Annotated in this window: 15 protein-coding genes; 3 read left to right on the top strand and 12 right to left on the bottom strand. The window is 70.0% G+C overall.

Annotation, left to right across the window (positions count from 1 at the left end):
* Positions 1–1442, bottom strand: a 1442-nt coding sequence (gene gnd / locus Q4I23_RS00790; RefSeq protein WP_498525003.1) for an NADP-dependent phosphogluconate dehydrogenase, incomplete at its 3' end; no start/stop codon positions are given.
* A gap of 64 nt (positions 1443–1506) precedes the next feature.
* Positions 1507–2565 carry an HTH-type transcriptional regulator GntR gene (gene gntR, locus Q4I23_RS00785; RefSeq protein WP_498525002.1) on the bottom strand — a complete coding sequence of 353 codons (1059 nt, stop codon included), beginning with the start codon at positions 2563–2565 and terminating at the stop codon, positions 1507–1509.
* Between the two features lie 166 nt (positions 2566–2731).
* On the opposite strand from gntR, the gene Q4I23_RS00780 reads away from it, so the two are divergent.
* Positions 2732–3235 carry a gluconokinase gene (locus tag Q4I23_RS00780; protein ID WP_454017804.1) on the top strand — a complete coding sequence of 168 codons (504 nt, stop codon included), beginning with the start codon at positions 2732–2734 and terminating at the stop codon, positions 3233–3235.
* A gap of 31 nt (positions 3236–3266) precedes the next feature.
* Entirely contained in the window at positions 3267–5066 is a 1800-nt protein-coding gene (gene edd / locus Q4I23_RS00775) for a phosphogluconate dehydratase (protein WP_498525004.1), read from the top strand.
* Between the two features lie 162 nt (positions 5067–5228).
* Here the strand turns inward: edd and Q4I23_RS00770 are convergent, their stop codons facing one another.
* The 7 genes from Q4I23_RS00770 to Q4I23_RS00740 all read right to left on the bottom strand — a co-directional run bounded on the left by Q4I23_RS00770 (position 5229) and on the right by Q4I23_RS00740 (position 11080).
* Positions 5229–5993 (bottom strand): 2-keto-4-pentenoate hydratase, encoded by a 765-nt coding sequence (locus tag Q4I23_RS00770; RefSeq protein ID WP_498525001.1) that lies wholly within the window; start codon positions 5991–5993, stop codon positions 5229–5231.
* 27 nt (positions 5994–6020) lie between these two features.
* Positions 6021–7073: a LacI family DNA-binding transcriptional regulator gene (locus tag Q4I23_RS00765; protein ID WP_498525000.1), complete on the bottom strand. Its 1053-nt coding sequence runs from the start codon at positions 7071–7073 to the stop codon at positions 6021–6023.
* A gap of 12 nt (positions 7074–7085) precedes the next feature.
* A complete protein-coding gene (locus Q4I23_RS00760) occupies positions 7086–8024 on the bottom strand; it encodes a 2-hydroxyacid dehydrogenase (protein WP_498524999.1) in 939 nt (312 codons plus the stop codon).
* Positions 8025–8050: 26 nt separating this feature from the next.
* On the bottom strand, positions 8051–8839 hold the full coding sequence (locus Q4I23_RS00755; protein WP_059399204.1) for an amino acid ABC transporter ATP-binding protein: 789 nt from the start codon (positions 8837–8839) through the stop codon (positions 8051–8053).
* A gap of 64 nt (positions 8840–8903) precedes the next feature.
* Positions 8904–9704 (bottom strand): transporter substrate-binding domain-containing protein, encoded by an 801-nt coding sequence (locus Q4I23_RS00750; protein WP_109070440.1) that lies wholly within the window; start codon positions 9702–9704, stop codon positions 8904–8906.
* Between the two features lie 33 nt (positions 9705–9737).
* Entirely contained in the window at positions 9738–10391 is a 654-nt protein-coding gene (locus Q4I23_RS00745; RefSeq protein WP_454017808.1) for an amino acid ABC transporter permease, read from the bottom strand.
* A 14-nt stretch (positions 10392–10405) separates the two neighbouring features.
* Positions 10406–11080: an amino acid ABC transporter permease gene (locus Q4I23_RS00740; RefSeq protein ID WP_454017809.1), complete on the bottom strand. Its 675-nt coding sequence runs from the start codon at positions 11078–11080 to the stop codon at positions 10406–10408.
* Positions 11081–11466: 386 nt separating this feature from the next.
* Here Q4I23_RS00740 and Q4I23_RS00735 point away from each other — a divergent pair, with 386 nt between their 5' ends.
* Positions 11467–12717, top strand: coding sequence for a molybdopterin molybdotransferase MoeA (locus Q4I23_RS00735; RefSeq protein WP_498524998.1), 1251 nt, complete (start codon positions 11467–11469; stop codon positions 12715–12717).
* A 52-nt stretch (positions 12718–12769) separates the two neighbouring features.
* On the opposite strand, the gene Q4I23_RS00730 is transcribed toward Q4I23_RS00735, so the two are convergent.
* The 3 genes from Q4I23_RS00730 to Q4I23_RS00720 are packed head-to-tail and all read right to left on the bottom strand — an operon-like array spanning position 12770 to position 14631.
* Positions 12770–13096: a DUF1244 domain-containing protein gene (locus Q4I23_RS00730; RefSeq protein ID WP_454017811.1), complete on the bottom strand. Its 327-nt coding sequence runs from the start codon at positions 13094–13096 to the stop codon at positions 12770–12772.
* An 11-nt stretch (positions 13097–13107) separates the two neighbouring features.
* On the bottom strand, positions 13108–14346 hold the full coding sequence (locus Q4I23_RS00725; RefSeq protein WP_498524997.1) for a DUF2478 domain-containing protein: 1239 nt from the start codon (positions 14344–14346) through the stop codon (positions 13108–13110).
* Between the two features lie 48 nt (positions 14347–14394).
* Complete coding sequence (locus Q4I23_RS00720; RefSeq protein WP_454017813.1) at positions 14395–14631, bottom strand: sulfurtransferase TusA family protein; 237 nt, start codon at positions 14629–14631, stop codon at positions 14395–14397.
* Between the last annotated feature and the right edge of the window lie 140 nt (positions 14632–14771).

Below are 14771 nucleotides of genomic sequence, written 5' to 3'. Positions count from 1 at the left end.
GTTATAGTCTCGTGGGCTCGGAGATGTGTATAAGAGACAGCCGTGTGCACCATGCCCGGACGGTCCGTGCGTTCATAGCCGTGGGCGCCGAAATAGTCGCGCTGGGCCTGGATCATGTTGGCCCACAGCCGGCCGCTGCGGTAGCCGTCCCAGTAGGACAGGGCCGAGGCCATCGCCGGCACCGGCACCGCGGCCAGCGTTGCGGCGGCCACCACGCGGCGGAAGCCGGCGTCGCCACGGGTCATCAGGCCGGCGATGTCGGGGTCCAGCATCAGGTTCGGCAGTTCCGGCGCGCGGTTCAGCGCGGTCAGGATGCGGTCGAGCAGACGGGCGCGGATGATGCAGCCGCCGCGCCAGATGCGCGCCACCGCCGCCAGATCGACGTCCCAGCCGAATTGCCGGCTGCCCGCGGCGATGACCGCGAAGCCCTGGGCGTAGACCGCGATCCGCCCGCTGAGCAGGGCGTCGCCGACCGACGCGACCAGATCCTCCGTGGAGGGAACGTGCGGGATGGCCAGCGCCTCGGCGGCGCGCACGCGCTCGTCCTTCAGGGCGGACAGGCAGCGGGCGTGCACGGCCTCGGCGATGGTCGGGGCGGGCATGCCCAGTTCCAGCGCGGTGGTCGCCGCCCAGTGGCCGGTGCCCTTCTGGCCGGCGGCGTCGCGGATCACCTCAAGGATCGGAGCGCCGGTCTCGCCGTCCTTGGTGCGCAGGATGTCGGTGGTGATCTCCATCAGGTAGGAGGCCAGCTCCCCGCCGTTCCATTCCGCGAAGATGTCCGCCAGACGCTCGTAGGAGCAGCCGCCGATCTCGCGCAGAAGATGATACGCCTCGGCGATCAGCTGCATGTCGGCGTATTCGATCCCGTTGTGGATCATCTTGACGAAATGGCCCGCCCCCTCCGGCCCGACGCGGGCGAAGCAGGACTCGCCGTCCGGCGCGCGGGCGGCGATGGCGGCCAGCAGCGGGGCAACGGGGGCCAGCGCTTCGGCGTCGCCGCCGGCCATCAGGGCGGGACCGCGCCGCGCGCCTTCCTCGCCGCCCGACACGCCCAACCCGACGAAGCGCACGCCCGCGGCGGCGGCGAGTGCCGCGCGGCGGTTGGTGTCGCGGAAATGGGAGTTGCCGCCGTCGATCAGCACATCGCCCGGCGACAGGCGGGGCAGCAGGGCGGCCGTCAGCTCGTCCACCGGGACGCCGGCGGGCACCATCATCAGGATCGTCCGCGGCGCCTTGAGCGCGCCCAACAGTTCCTCCACCGACGCGCAGGGGACGGCGTTGCCCACCTGGGCGGCGAAGGCGCCGCGGCGTCCCTCGTCCAGGTCGTAGCCCGCCACCACGGCCCCATGGTCGGCCAGATTGGCGGCGAGGTTGCGCCCCATCACGCCCAGGCCGAGGACAGCGATATCCGCTCCGGTCCTGGTCGAGTTGCCCTGCACCATTACGACGAACTCCCGTACATTCTCTTTGACGAAACCCCGCGGCGCGGGGGTCGGTTTCGGTCTCTCAAGTGGTCTCGCGCACCATCAGGCGAAAGCCCAGATCCACGCGGCGCGGATTTTCCCGGCTTTTCGGTGTCCGGTCCGCCATGCCCGCGATCAGCAGGCGGGCCGCCTCCACGCCGATGGCGCGGCGGGGGGTGGCGACGGTGGTCAGCGGCGGGACGGTCCAGGCCGCCCCAGCCAGATCGTTGAAGCCGGCGACGGCCAGCCGCTCCGGCACCGGAATGCCGAGCCGCGCGCATTGGAACAGCGCGCCCTGCGCCAGATCGTCGTTGCACAGGAACAACGCGTCGGTGTCCGGGTGGGTGGCCAGCGTGCGTTCCAGCAGCTCCGCGCCCAGCGCGACGGAGGTGGCGTCCGGCACCATCAGCTCCAAGGCGGGGTCGTGCCGTCCGGCGTCGCGCAGCGCTTGCCGCCAGCCGTCGCAGCGCTGGCGCGTCCGCGGGTCGAGCTGCCCGGCGATCAACCCGATCCGCCGCCGCCCCCGCGCGGCCAAATGCGCGCCGACGGCGTAGCCGGCGTCGAACTGCGAGAAGCCGACCGTCTGCACCGGGCAATCGCTGTGTTCAACCTCCGCGGCCAGATCCATGGTGTGGACGACCGGGATCGTGAGGCCGCGCAGCAAATCCCAGGTGCCCGGCGTGTGGTCGAGCCCGCTCAGGATCACTCCGTCCGGATCGTGGGCGAGCTGCGTGCGCAGGACGCGCTCCTCCGCCTCCGGGCCGTAGCCGGTGATGCCGACCAGCGGCTGGTAGCCTTTCGGGCTCAGCGTCTCCTGCACGCCGGCCAGCAGGTCGATGAAGACGGCGTTGGTCAGGGAGGGGATCAGCACCGCCACCGTCATCGTTCGCGCCGAGGCCAGCGCCGACGCCACGTGGTTGGGCACGAAGCCCAGGCGGCGGCTCGCCTCGTCGACGCGGGCGCGCACCTCCTCGCTGACCGTGTCGGGCCGGCGCAGGGCGCGGGACACGGTCATGGCGCTGACCCCGGCGGCGGTGGCGACGTCGGCCATGGTGGCGCGCCCGCTGCGCGAGGATCGGGGTTTGCGGGGGGTGGCGGTCATCAGCGTTCCAGTTGTCCGGCGGCCATTATCCCGCGCCGGATTGGGCTTTACAAGCCTCGTTTGTTAGCGGTAACATACGCATCTCTCCCCAGCCATTTTGTTTCGAGGACCGACCAGCATGAGCGCTCTTCCGTCTCCCGATGTTACCGCTAACATAAGCGGGGCCGTGGACGCGATCGTGGTGATGGGCGTGGCGGGCTGCGGCAAGACCTCGGTGGGGGAGGAATTGGCCCGGCGGCTCGGCTGGCAGTTCCTGGAGGGAGACGGCTTCCACCCGCCGGAGAACATCGCGAAGATGTCCGCCGGCATCCCGCTCCAGGACGAGGACCGCTGGGGCTGGCTGGACACCATTGCCGCCCACATTGCCCTGGCGCGGGAGGCGAAGGCGCCGATCGTCGTGTCCTGCTCCGCGCTGAAGCGGCGCTACCGCGACCGGCTGAGCGCCGGCGGGACGCGCGTCCTGTTCGTTCATCTCGACGGCAGCCGGGACACCATCCACGCCCGCATGGCGCTGCGCGCCGGCCATTTCATGCCGACCACCCTGCTCGACAGCCAGTTCGCCGCTCTGGAGCCGCTGGAGGCCGGAGAGCTTGGCATCGTCTGCGACATCGACGCCAGCCCGGCGGAGATCGCCGCCCGCGTGTCCTCCCAGATCGCTTCCGCCGCCTGAACAATCCGCCGTCTGGAAGGACCGCGCCATGATGAGTCTTCATCCCGTCCTCGACGCCGTCACCCGCCGCATCCGAGAGCGAAGCCAGCCCACCCGCGCCGCCTATCTGGAGCGGCTGCGCGCCGCCGCGGCGCAGGGGCCGCGCCGCTTGGCGCTGGGCTGCGCCAACCGGGCGCACGGCTTCGCCGGCTGCACCGCGGCGGAGGACAAGGCGGCGCTGCGCGGCGGCTCCACCCCGGCCATTGGCATCGTCACCTCCTACAACGACATGCTGTCCGCCCATCAGCCCTACGAGGACTACCCGGAGCGTCTCAAGGCGGCGGTGCGGGCGGCGGGCGGGGTGGCGCAGGTGGCGGGCGGCGTGCCGGCCATGTGCGACGGCGTCACCCAGGGTGAGCCGGGGATGGAATTGTCGCTTTTCTCGCGCGAGGTCATCGCCATGGGGACGGCGGTCGCCCTGTCGCACGGCACCTTCGACGGGGTGCTGTGCCTCGGCGTCTGCGACAAGATCGTTCCGGGTCTGCTGATCGGCGCGCTGTCCTTCGGCCATCTGCCCACCGTCTTCGTGCCCGCCGGACCCATGCCCTCCGGCCTGCCCAACAAGGAGAAGGGGCGCATCCGCCAGCTCTACGCGGAAGGCAAGCTGGACAAGGACGCGCTGCTGGAGGCGGAGGCCGCGTCCTATCACGCGCCGGGTACCTGCACCTTCTACGGCACCGCCAATTCGAACCAGATGCTGGTCGAGATGATGGGGCTGCACCTGCCGGGGGCGAGCTTTGCCAACCCCGGCACGGCGCTGCGCGACGCGCTGACCGACGCGGCGGCGCGGCGGGTGGTCGCCCTGCGCACGCCCATCGGCGAGATCGTCGACGAGCGCGCCATCGTCAACGCGGTGGTCGGGCTGCTGGCGACCGGCGGCTCGACCAACCACACGCTGCATCTGCCGGCGATCGCGGCGGCGGCGGGGATTGCCCTGACCTGGGAGGATTTCGCCGAGCTGTCGGCGGTGGTGCCGCTGCTCGCCCGCGTCTACCCGAACGGCAGCGCCGACGTGAACCATTTCGAGGCGGCGGGCGGCATGGCCTTCCTGATCGGGGAACTGGCCGACGCCGGGCTTCTGCACGGCGACGCCGCCACCGTGTGGGAGGACGACAGCATCGCCGCCTACCGCCGCCCGCTGCGGCTGGAGGGGAGTGAACTGGTGCGCGGCGCGGCGGTCCGGGAGAGCGCCGACCCCGCTGTGCTGGCTCCGGTGTCGTCGCCCCTGGCGGCGGAGGGCGGGCTGCGCGTGCTGAGCGGGCCGCTGGGCCGCGCGGTGGTGAAGGTCTCCGCCGTGAAGCCGGACCATCGCGTGATCGAGGCGCCGGCCCGCGTCTTCGCCGACCAGGAGTCGGTGCAGACCGCCTTCCGCCGTGGTGAGTTGCACCGCGACGTGGTCGTGGTGGTGCGCTTCCAGGGTCCGAAGGCCAACGGCATGCCGGAACTGCACAAGCTGACGCCGCCGCTGGGCGTGCTTCAGGATCTCGGCTACCGGGTGGCGCTGGTCACGGACGGGCGGATGTCCGGTGCCTCGGGCAAGGTCCCGGCGGCGATCCACGTCACGCCGGAGGCCGCGGCTGGCGGTCCGCTGGGGCGGGTGCGGGATGGCGACATGCTGCGGCTGGACACCGAGCGCGGCACGCTGGAGGTGCTGGTGGACGACGCGGCGTGGTCCGCCCGCCCGCTGGCGGATGCGCCGGCGGATGGCGGGGTCGGCTGCGGGCGGGAGCTGTTCGGCGTGTTCCGCCGGGCGGTCGGCAGCGCCGAGGCCGGGGCGTCGGTGTTCGGGTGAATGTTTCCCTCTCCCCTCCGGGGAGAGGGTTAGGGTGAGGGGGTTGCGCTTGTGCCGGACGGTACCGCCATGCGCAACCCCCTCACCGGCCCTCCGGGCCACCCTCTCCCCAGAGGGGAGAGGGTTGTAAAAGCTGCCCTGGTGGGCGCCAGGGCAGTCCGATCACTTCACGGTCAGCTCGTAGGTGCCCATCGTCCCGTACACGGCGACCGACGTGCTGCCCGCCGGGACCATGACGGTGCCGACGTGCGAGCCGGTGGTCACCACGTCGCCGGCCTTCAGGCCGCCCAGGCTGACCGCGCCGGTGTTGGCCATCCACACCAGAAGCCGCACCGGCTCGCCCGCCGAATTGCCGGCGACCGTGTCGGCCTTCGTCTCGCCGTCGACCACCAGGGTCACCCGTTCCTTCAGCGGCTCCAGCGAACGCCAGTCGGCGATGGCCGGGCCGACGACCAGAGCGCCGTGGTTGAACTGGTCGGCCATGTGGCTGAGCCCGTCCTGCGAGCCGAAACCGGCGAAACGCGTGTCAACGATCTCGAAGGCCGGGTGGACGGACCCGACGGCGTCCAGGACCTCCTCGCGGCTGTAGGGCTCGGCGCGGGGCGGCAGGTCCTTGGCGAATGTGTAGGCGATCTCGGCCTCCATGCCGATGACCTGATAGTCCGCGGCGGGAAGCGTCGTGGTGTCGAAGAACAGCGTGTCGGCGTGGATGGGGGCGCGGAACGGCTCCGTGTCCGGCGTGCGGGCGCCGACCTTCCAGGCGACTACTGGGCCGAGGCGGCGGGCCACGGCGTCCTGGATGGCGTAGGCCTCGACCTCGCTGGTCGGGCGGGTCGGCAGGGCGGACAGCCAGTCGCGGCTCTTGCGCGCCTGGATCAGGGCATCGACGGAATCGCGGAATGCGGACTCGTTGATCTCTTCGGACATCGTCTTCGGGCCTTCGCTTTTCTTCGGTTATTGGTGCTTGTCGGGTTGGACTCTCATGGCGCCGCAGGACTCGCGGATGACCAGCCGGGCGGGCAGGATCACGCGCTCCGGCGCCCCCTGCGGGTCGGCGATGCGGCGCAGCAGCAGGCGGGCGGCCTCCTGCCCGATCTGGCGGGCGGAGGTCGCGACAGTGGTCAGGGCGGGGCGGCTGATCGCCGCTTCGGTCAGGTCGTCGAAACCGGTCACGGCGATGTCCCGTCCTGCCCGCAGACCACGGGCCTCCAGCCCCAGCATCACGCCGAACGCGACGAGGTCGTTGTAGCACAGCATCGCGGTGGGGGGATCGGCAAGATCCATCAGCGGCCCCACCGCGTCCAACCCGCCGCGGCGGGTGGCCGGGCAGCGCACGACGAGGTCCGGGGTCAGGCCATGGCGGCGCAGCGCCGCGGCGAAGCCGACACGGCGCCCGGCGAAGGCGGAGTGGGACAGGTTGCCGCCGACGAAGGCGATGCGGCGATGGCCGATCCGCAGCAGATGCTCGGTCACCATCTCCATCCCGAACTCGTAATCGACCCCGGCGTAATCGCCTTCGCGGGCGGAGATGAAGCGCAGCGCCTGGACGACCGGAAGCTGCCACTGGCGCAGCCGGTCCAGCAGCGCCGGCGACGTGCCAGCGGCGGGGCAGATGATCACCCCGTCCACATTCTGCTCGCGCATGCGCTGGAGGTAGCGGTCCTGCCGCTCCCCCGATTCCGCGGTGTTGGCGAGGAAGGCGACGACCCCCTGCTCACCCAGGACGTCATCCACCCCGGCGGTCAGCTCGCCATAGAAGGAGTTGTTGATCTCGCAGACGAGCAGCCCGACCGTGTCGGTGCGGGCGGCGCGCAGAGTCGCGGCGCCGCGGTTGTAGACGTAGCCCAAGGCCGCGATGGCGGCCTGCACGCGTTCCCGCGTCTCGGCGGCGACCAGCGGGCTGCCGCGCAGGACGAGCGAGACGGTGGACCGCGACACCCCGGCGTGGTGGGCCACCTCCGTCAGGGTGATGCGGGCCGGTCCGCCGCGCTCGTCAAGGATGGTCATTCACGCCGCCATTCAGACGACGGCGGTCGGCAGCGGCTGGCCGGCGAAGAAGGCGGACAGGTTCGCCAGCACCAGATTGCCCATCGCCATGCGCGTTTCCACCGTGGCGCTCGCCTGGTGCGGCTGGAGCACGACGTTGTCCAGGCCGAACAGGGCCTCGGGCGCGTGCGGCTCGTTGGCGAAGACGTCCAGGGCGGCCCCGCCGAGACGCCCGTCGGTCAGGGCGGCGACCAGCTCCGGTTCGTCGACCACGGCGCCGCGGGCGACGTTGACCAGAAGCCCGTCCGGCCCCAGCGCCTCGATCACCGCGCGGTTGACCATGTTGCGGGCGTCCGGGCCGGCCGAGGCGGCGACGATCAGGATGTCGCACTCCCGCGCCAGATCGACCGGCGAGGCGACGAAGCGGTAGGGCACGTCGGTGCGCGGCTTGCGGTTGGTGTAGGCGATGTCCATGCCGAATCCGGCGGCGCGCTGGGCGATGGCCATCCCGATGCGGCCCAGCCCCAGGATGCCAAGCCACTTGCCGGTCACCTTGCGGGCCAGCGGCAGGCCGCCGCCCGGCCAGCGCCCGGCGCGCACGAAGCGGTCGCCGACCATCATGCGGCGCGACCCTGCGATCATCAGCCCGATGGCGAGGTCGGCCACGTCGTCGGTCAGCACGTCGGGCGTGTTGGTGACGCGGACGCCACGGCCAGCCGCGTGCTTCAGATCCACCGCGTCGGTGCCGACGCCGTTGATCGCGACGATCCCCAGGTTGGAGCAGGCGTCCATGATCGCGTTGCTGACGCCCGTGCCGCCGCCGGTGACGACGGCGCGGACGCGCGGCCCCACCTCCGCGACCAGCCGGTCGCGGTCGGGCGCGCCGGCGAGGCGGTGGACGGTGTAGCCCGCGTCCAGCGCCGCCTCGATGTCCGGCATCATGGATTCGATGAGGATGATCTCCGGCTTCATCAAACGCTGTCCTTAATGGGGAAGACTCAGTGGGTGAGGATCTGGCCGAGGAAGTTGCGGGTCCGCTCGGACCTCGGATTCGTGAAGAACTCGGCGGGGGTGGCCTGCTCGACGATCTCGCCGCGGTCCATGAAGATGACGCGGTCGGCGACCGACTTGGCGAAGCCCATCTCGTGCGTGACGCAGAGCATGGTCATGCCGTCCTCGGCCAAACCGATCATGGTGTCGAGAACCTCCTTGACCATCTCGGGATCCAGCGCGGAGGTCGGCTCGTCGAACAGCATGACCTTGGGGTTCATGCACAGCGAGCGGGCGATGGCGACGCGCTGCTGCTGCCCGCCGGAGAGCTGGCCGGGATATTTGTCCGCCTGCTCCGGGATGCGCACGCGGGCCAGATATTTCATGGCGATGTCGCGCGCCTCCTGCTTGGAGGTGCCGCGCACCCGCATGGGCGCCAGCATGCAGTTCTCGACCACAGTCAGGTGCGGGAACAGGTTGAACTGCTGGAACACCATCCCGACGTCGCGCCGCACCTGATCGAGGTGGCGGTGGTGAGCGTCGATCGTGACGCCGTTGACGGTGATCGTGCCCTTCTGATGCTTCTCGAGCTGGTTGATGCAGCGGATCAGCGTGGACTTGCCGGAGCCCGAGGGGCCGCAGATGACGATCCGCTCCCCTTTGTGGACCTCCAGCTCGATGTCCTTCAGCACATGGAAGCTGTCGTACCATTTCTGGACGCCGGCCATCCGGATGACGACCTCGCCGCTGACCGGCCGCGGCGCGGGGACGTCCGTCGTATCGTAAGCCGAGGCCATGGGGGACTCCTCCTTTTTCCAAACCCTCTCCCCTCCGGGGAGAGGGGAGAGGGAATGTGGGACGTTACGACTTGGTCAGCGGGGGCAGGTCGGTGCCCAGCCACTTCTTGTGGACCTCGTTCAGCTCGCCGTTTGCCTTCGCGGTCTCGATGAACTCGTTGACCCACTTCAGCAGGGCATCCTGGCCCTTGCGCATGGCGATGCCCTGGACCTGACGGTTCAGCACGAACTTCATCTCGTAGTTGGCCTGCGGGGCCAGCTTCTTGATCTCCTTGGTGACCACGTTGCTGAGGCCCAGCGCGTCCACCTGACCGGACAGCATGGCCTGAACGGCGCTGGCGTCATCGTCGAAGCGCATGATGCGCGCGTCCTTCGGGGCGACGGCGGTCAGGGCGTTGTCCTGGGTGCTGGCGCGGGCGACGCCGACGCGCTTGCCGGACAGCTCCGCGGCCTCCTTGATCTTGGTGTTGGCCGGGGCGACCAGACCGATCTCGATGGCGGCGTAGGGCTCGGAGAACTGCACCTGCTCGGCGCGGGCCGGGGTGATGCCCAGCGAGGCGACCAGCAGATCGACCTTGTTGGTCAGCAGGTAGGGGATGCGGTTCGGGCCGGTGACCGGAACGATCTCCACCGGGACGCCCATGTGCTTGCCCAGCAGCTTGGCAACGTCGGCGTCGTAGCCGTCCGGCTTGCCGTCGGCGGTGGTGATGCCGAAGGGCGGGAAGTCCACCAGCATGCCGATGGTCAGCTTGCCCTTCGACTTGATCTCGTCGACGGTCTGGGCGGCGGCCGGAGCGGCCAGGGCGACGGCAGCAGCCATCATGGCGCCGGCGACGGCGAGGCGGCGGGTGATCGACAGGGTCATTGGGGTTTCCTCACGGTTCTTATGAAAACAGGGTCAGCGGGTGGCGAGGGCGTAGCGCCGCTCCAGACGGGCGCTGAGCAGCGACAGCGGCCAGCACATCAGGAAGTAGAGCACCGCCACGATCCCGAACACCAGGAAGGGCTGGAAGGTGGCGTTGTTGACGATCTGCCCGGCGCGGGTCAGCTCGGTGAAGCCGATGATGGCGGCCAGCGACGTGCTCTTGATGAGCTGCACCAGGAAGCCCACGGTCGGCGGTACCGCGACCTTCACCGCCTGCGGCAGGATCACGTAGCGCATCAGCCCGGGATAGCGCAGGCCGAGCGCCGAGGCGGCCTCCCACTGGCCGCGCGGCACCGCCTGGATGCAGCCCCGCCAGATCTCGCCGAGGAAAGCGCTGGCATTCAGCGTCAGGCCCAGCGCGGCGGCCGCCCAGGGGTTGAGGTCGAGCCCCATCACCGTGGCGCCGAAGAAGACCAGGAAGAGCTGCATCAGCAGCGGCGTGCCCTGGAACAGCTGGATGTAGCCGGTGGCTGCCAGCCGCACCGCCTTGATGTCCGAGGTGCGGGCCAGCGCGATGACCAACCCGACCGTGGCCCCACCGACGAAGGCGATGGCCGACAGCGCCAGCGTCCATTGCACGGCGCTGAGGAGGAAGAGGAACTCGTTGTAACCGAAGGCGCGGATCATGGTTCGGCCCTCCCTCAGCGCCGGTCGGTGTCGTAGGCGAAGGCCAGCTTGTAGATGCCGGCGAACAGCGCGGAGAACATCATCGCCAGCACCAGATAGATGCCGGTCACAACGATGTAGATTTCGAAGCTGCGGAAGGTCTGCGACTGGATGTTGTTGGCGACCGAGGTCAGTTCGTCCGCCGAGATCGCCGAAACCACGCTGGAGCTGAGCATCAGCAGGATGAACTGGCTGGTCAGCGCGGGGTAGACGGTGCGCAGCGCCGGCTTGATGACGATGTAGCGGAAGACCTGCAGCGGCTTCAGCCCCAGCGCCAGCCCGGCTTCGATCTGGCCCTTTTGGATCGATTCGATGCCGGCCCGGATGATCTCCGTCGCGTAGGCGCCGACATTGACCACCATGGCGATCAGCGCGGCGAGGTCGGGCGACAGGCGGATGCCCATGGTCGGCAGGCCGAAGAAGATCAGGAAGATCTGCACCAGGAAGGGCGTGTTGCGCACCACCTCGATGTAGGCGTTGATGATCCAGCGGATGGGCTTCGGCCCGGACGTCTTGCCGAGCGCGCAGAGAATGGCGACGATCAGGCCGAGAATCATGGCGCCGATCGACAACTGCACGGTCAGCCACGCGCCCTGGAGCAGATAATCCCAGGAATCGACGACCGCCTTGAAATCGAAGGTGTAGTTCACGGGCTTTCCCTCCGCATCCGGACCGGGCGCTGCGCGCGTCCGGTGAACGGTCCCTTGTGCGGGATTCTCGTTGTCGGCCTCTCGTCGTCCGGCGAGCCGTGGCGATGCCTCCGGCGCCGGATGTTGTGAGGAGCCTATTTGGATCGATCCAAATGCGCAAGACGGAAAACACAGCGCTGCGAAATTTGATTCGTGCATCCAACAATCTTCGCGCGAATCCCTGCTCTCGCGCTCCACCGCGATGGTGCGTCCACGAACGGACGCTTGCGCCGCGCCGCGTCTTGACGATGATCAAGGTGGAACATGACCGCGCACCGGACTATCCGGGATGATATGACGCGGTGCCGCCCCGCGAGGGCGGCCCCCCAAGGGAGAAGGATTGTCGCATGGACTGCTTCGCCGGCCCCGGCCCCGTTGCCCCCATCCCGCTGGACGAGGCGCTGGCCCGCGTGCAGCGGACCTACGGTGCGGTGACGGAGCCCGAGGAGGTGCTGGTGCGCGCCGCGCTCGGCCGCATCCTGGCGGAACCGGTGACGGCGACGGTGAACGTGCCGCCGGTCGCCGTCTCGGCGATGGACGGCTGGGGATTCGGCACGGCGGACGGTGCCGAGACAGGCGAATTCCGGCGGCTGACCGTGGTGGGGCGCGTGCCCGCGGGCTCCGTCTTCCCCGGTACGGTCGGGCCGGGCGAGGCGGTGCGCATCTTCACCGGCGCGCCGATTCCGGCGGGGGTGGACACCGTGGCCATGCAGGAGGACTGCCGGGCCGAAGACGGTGCGGTGCTGGTGCCCGCCACCCTCAAGCGCGGCGCCAACATCCGCGACGCCGGGGAGGATATGACGGCTGGGTCGGTCGTGCTGACTCCCGGCCTGCGGCTGCGCGCCCAGGAGGTCGGGCTGGCCGCCGCGGTCGGGCGGTCGAGCCTGTCGGTGCGCAAGCGTCTGCGCGTCGTCCTGTTCTCAACCGGCGACGAGCTGCGCGAGCCGGGGACGGACAAGCCGGAAGGCACCATCTACGACGCCAACCGCTACACGCTGGCCGCCCAGCTCGACGCGCTGGGGGCGGATGTGCGCGACCTCGGCATCCTGCCCGACAAGCCGGACGTGACCCGCGCCGCCCTGGCCGACGCCGCGGCGACCGCCGATCTCGTCGTCACCTCCGGCGGCGCGTCGGTGGGGGAGGAGGATCATGTAAAGGCGGTGGTCGGCGAGCTTGGCTCTGTCGATTTGTGGAAGCTCGCGCTGAAGCCGGGCAAGCCGCTGGCGCTCGGGCGCATCGGGACCACGCCCTTCCTTGGATTGCCGGGCAACCCGGTCTCGGCGATGGTGACCTTCATGCTGGTGGGGCGTCCGCTGGTGCTGCGCCTGTCGGGGGCGAAAAACGCGCCGGCCCCGCGGTGCCTCGTCGTCGCCGGCTTCGACTTCAAGAAGAAGCCGGGTCGTCGCGAGTTCCTGCGCGCCCGTCTGGCGACCGGAGCGGATGGCCGCCCGGTCGCCCACAAGTTTCCCAGTGACAGCTCCGGCGTCCTGACCTCGATGGTCGAGGCGGATGGGCTGGTGGACATGCCGGCGGACGCCACGACGATCCGCGAGGGGGACATGGTGGAGTTCCTGCCCTTCACCGGGCTGTTCGCCTGAGCGCCGGACGCTCCCTCTCTCCCGGGGGACCGGGAGAGAGGGGGGAGAGCCGTTACTTCTTCGGCATGTGGCCGCTGATCTCGGCGTGCAGGGGCTTGGTGTCCTCGAAGGTCTTCTGCTGCTCGGGGGTAGCTTCCTTCTGGTGCTTCGCCTTCCATTCCGAATAGGGCATGCCGTAGACGGCGATGCGGGCCTCCTCGTCGGTCAGCGGCACGTTCCGCTCCTTGGCGGCGGCGGCGTACCATTTGGACAGGCAGTTGCGGCAGAAGCCGGCCAGATTCATCAGGTCGATGTTCTGCACGTCGGTGCGCTTCTGGAGATGCGCGACCAGACCGCGGAACGCGGCGGCTTCCAGCTCGATGCGGGTCTTCTCGTCCATTCCGATCCCTCTCAGTTCTGTTCGTTGTGCAGCGTGACGAAGCGGCCATGGCGGTGGAAGCTCTGGGACGAGCCCCCGGCCAGGATCGCTTCGGCCACGGCGTTGCGGTTCTCCACCACGAAGCCGGCCAGCGCGGCGATGCCGTAGCGGAACAGCCGCGGGGTCAGCGGCGTCCCCGGCCCGACCAGGGCGACGCGGGTTCCCTGCGCCACCGACAGCAGGCGGGGCAGGCTGCGGTTGGCCAGGGTGGATGCGGTGATCGCCGCCCCCTCCGCGCCCGGCAGCAGCCATTCCCCGGCGGCTTCCGGATACTCCCCGTCGCTGGGATTCATTTCGACCACATGGGCGTTGGGCAGGCGACGGGCAATCTGCGGGAAGGCCCCGAAGACGACGACGCGCCCCTCCATCCCGGCGAACAGGTCCAGCCCGTTGGCCGAGGAGCCGGTCAGGTCCGGACGGTTGTAGTGGGCGTTCAGCGCGGCCATGCCGACCGCGGCCTCCTGCGGGTCCCAGGAGCGGGCGGCGTAGGCGGCCAGTTCGGCGAGGCAGACTCCGGCCCAGCGTGCCGGATCAGGCGCTGGCGCCGACTGCGGGCGGGCGGCCAACCCGATGCCGGGTCCCCGGACGCCGTCCGTCTCCACCATGATCCATTTGGCGCCGATGGTGATGGTGCTGACCTCCGCATCCTCCACCCCGTGCAGCAGGTCGTCGTAGAGCCGGTGCGCCCCCCACCAGCGCCACAGCGCGTCCTCGTCCGGCGAGATCAGCGCGGTGAAGCCGCCGGTGAAGCTCTGCCACTCGTTGAGGAAGCGGCTGCCGACGCTGGTCAGCACCGGGATGCCTTCGGCGATGCCGGCCAGCAGCTCGTCCGCCAGCCCTTCGCCATGCGCTTCCAGTCCGGCGAACTTGTTGACCACCAGCAGGTCGGCGCGCTCCGCGATGGCGCGGCGCAACGCTTGGCTGGCCTCGGCCACCCCCTGGGGGTCGACGCGGCAGGATTGCGACTGGCGGCCGAGATGCTGGGAAATGTCGTAGGCCTTGCCGGTGGCGACGTCCACCAGCTCCATCAGGTCGGCGCAGTCGCCGGGGGCACCGGTGTTGCGCTGGATCACGCCGCCGACGCGGAAGCCGCGCCGCTGCAATTCCATCACGAACCGGTCGATCATCGCGTCCACGGCGGCGGAGCCAGGGCCATGGACCACCGCGCCGGGACGCAGCGGGGGCGGAACCGCGGGGCGCAGGGTCGGCATGGGGCGGGCTCCTTCAGGAATGGATAACGGCCGGGGCAATGACGGGAATCACGCGGCGGTGGCGCCGCGGCGGATGTGGTACACGAACACCTCGCCGCGCGTCTCGTGCGCCAGCAGGACGTTTTCGGTCGTGTTGCAGAAATGCTTGAAATCGATGATCGACGCCGGGTCGGTGGCGTAGACGATCACCTCCTCCCCCTCGGCCATTTTGTCCAGCAGGGCGCGCGTCCGCAGGATGGGCAGCGGGCAATGCAGCCCCTTCACGTCGAGTTCCTTGGCCGCCACGGACTAACCTCTTCTTCTGCATGGGCACCGGACGCCGCGACTGTAGCGGGTTCGCGCCGCCGTCTCCACCGTTCCCATAGATTTGGCGTTCCGGACGGTTTGGCGGTCCGGAAGCCCAGGGCACCTTTGCCGGGCTGGGA

The sequence above is a fragment of the Azospirillum sp. UFLA03-27 genome (assembly GCF_059803775.1).
The sequence above is the reverse complement of the archived record's forward strand: the minus strand, read 5'-3'. Positions and strand labels throughout refer to the sequence as shown.

Bases quoted from the DNA above. Each gene is read 5' to 3' on its own strand.
- gntR (WP_498525002.1), bottom strand. From the start codon at position 2,565: ATGACCGCCACCCCCCGCAAACCCCGATCCTCGCGCAGCGGGCGCGCC.
- edd (WP_498525004.1), top strand. From the start codon at position 3,267: ATGAGTCTTCATCCCGTCCTCGACGCCGTCACCCGCCGCATCCGAGAG.
- Q4I23_RS00770 (WP_498525001.1), bottom strand. From the start codon at position 5,993: ATGTCCGAAGAGATCAACGAGTCCGCATTCCGCGATTCCGTCGATGCC.
- Q4I23_RS00765 (WP_498525000.1), bottom strand. From the start codon at position 7,073: ATGACCATCCTTGACGAGCGCGGCGGACCGGCCCGCATCACCCTGACG.
- Q4I23_RS00760 (WP_498524999.1), bottom strand. From the start codon at position 8,024: ATGAAGCCGGAGATCATCCTCATCGAATCCATGATGCCGGACATCGAG.
- Q4I23_RS00755 (WP_059399204.1), bottom strand. From the start codon at position 8,839: ATGGCCTCGGCTTACGATACGACGGACGTCCCCGCGCCGCGGCCGGTC.
- Q4I23_RS00750 (WP_109070440.1), bottom strand. From the start codon at position 9,704: ATGACCCTGTCGATCACCCGCCGCCTCGCCGTCGCCGGCGCCATGATG.
- Q4I23_RS00745 (WP_454017808.1), bottom strand. From the start codon at position 10,391: ATGATCCGCGCCTTCGGTTACAACGAGTTCCTCTTCCTCCTCAGCGCC.
- Q4I23_RS00735 (WP_498524998.1), top strand. From the start codon at position 11,467: ATGGACTGCTTCGCCGGCCCCGGCCCCGTTGCCCCCATCCCGCTGGAC.
- Q4I23_RS00730 (WP_454017811.1), bottom strand. From the start codon at position 13,096: ATGGACGAGAAGACCCGCATCGAGCTGGAAGCCGCCGCGTTCCGCGGT.
- Q4I23_RS00725 (WP_498524997.1), bottom strand. From the start codon at position 14,346: ATGCCGACCCTGCGCCCCGCGGTTCCGCCCCCGCTGCGTCCCGGCGCG.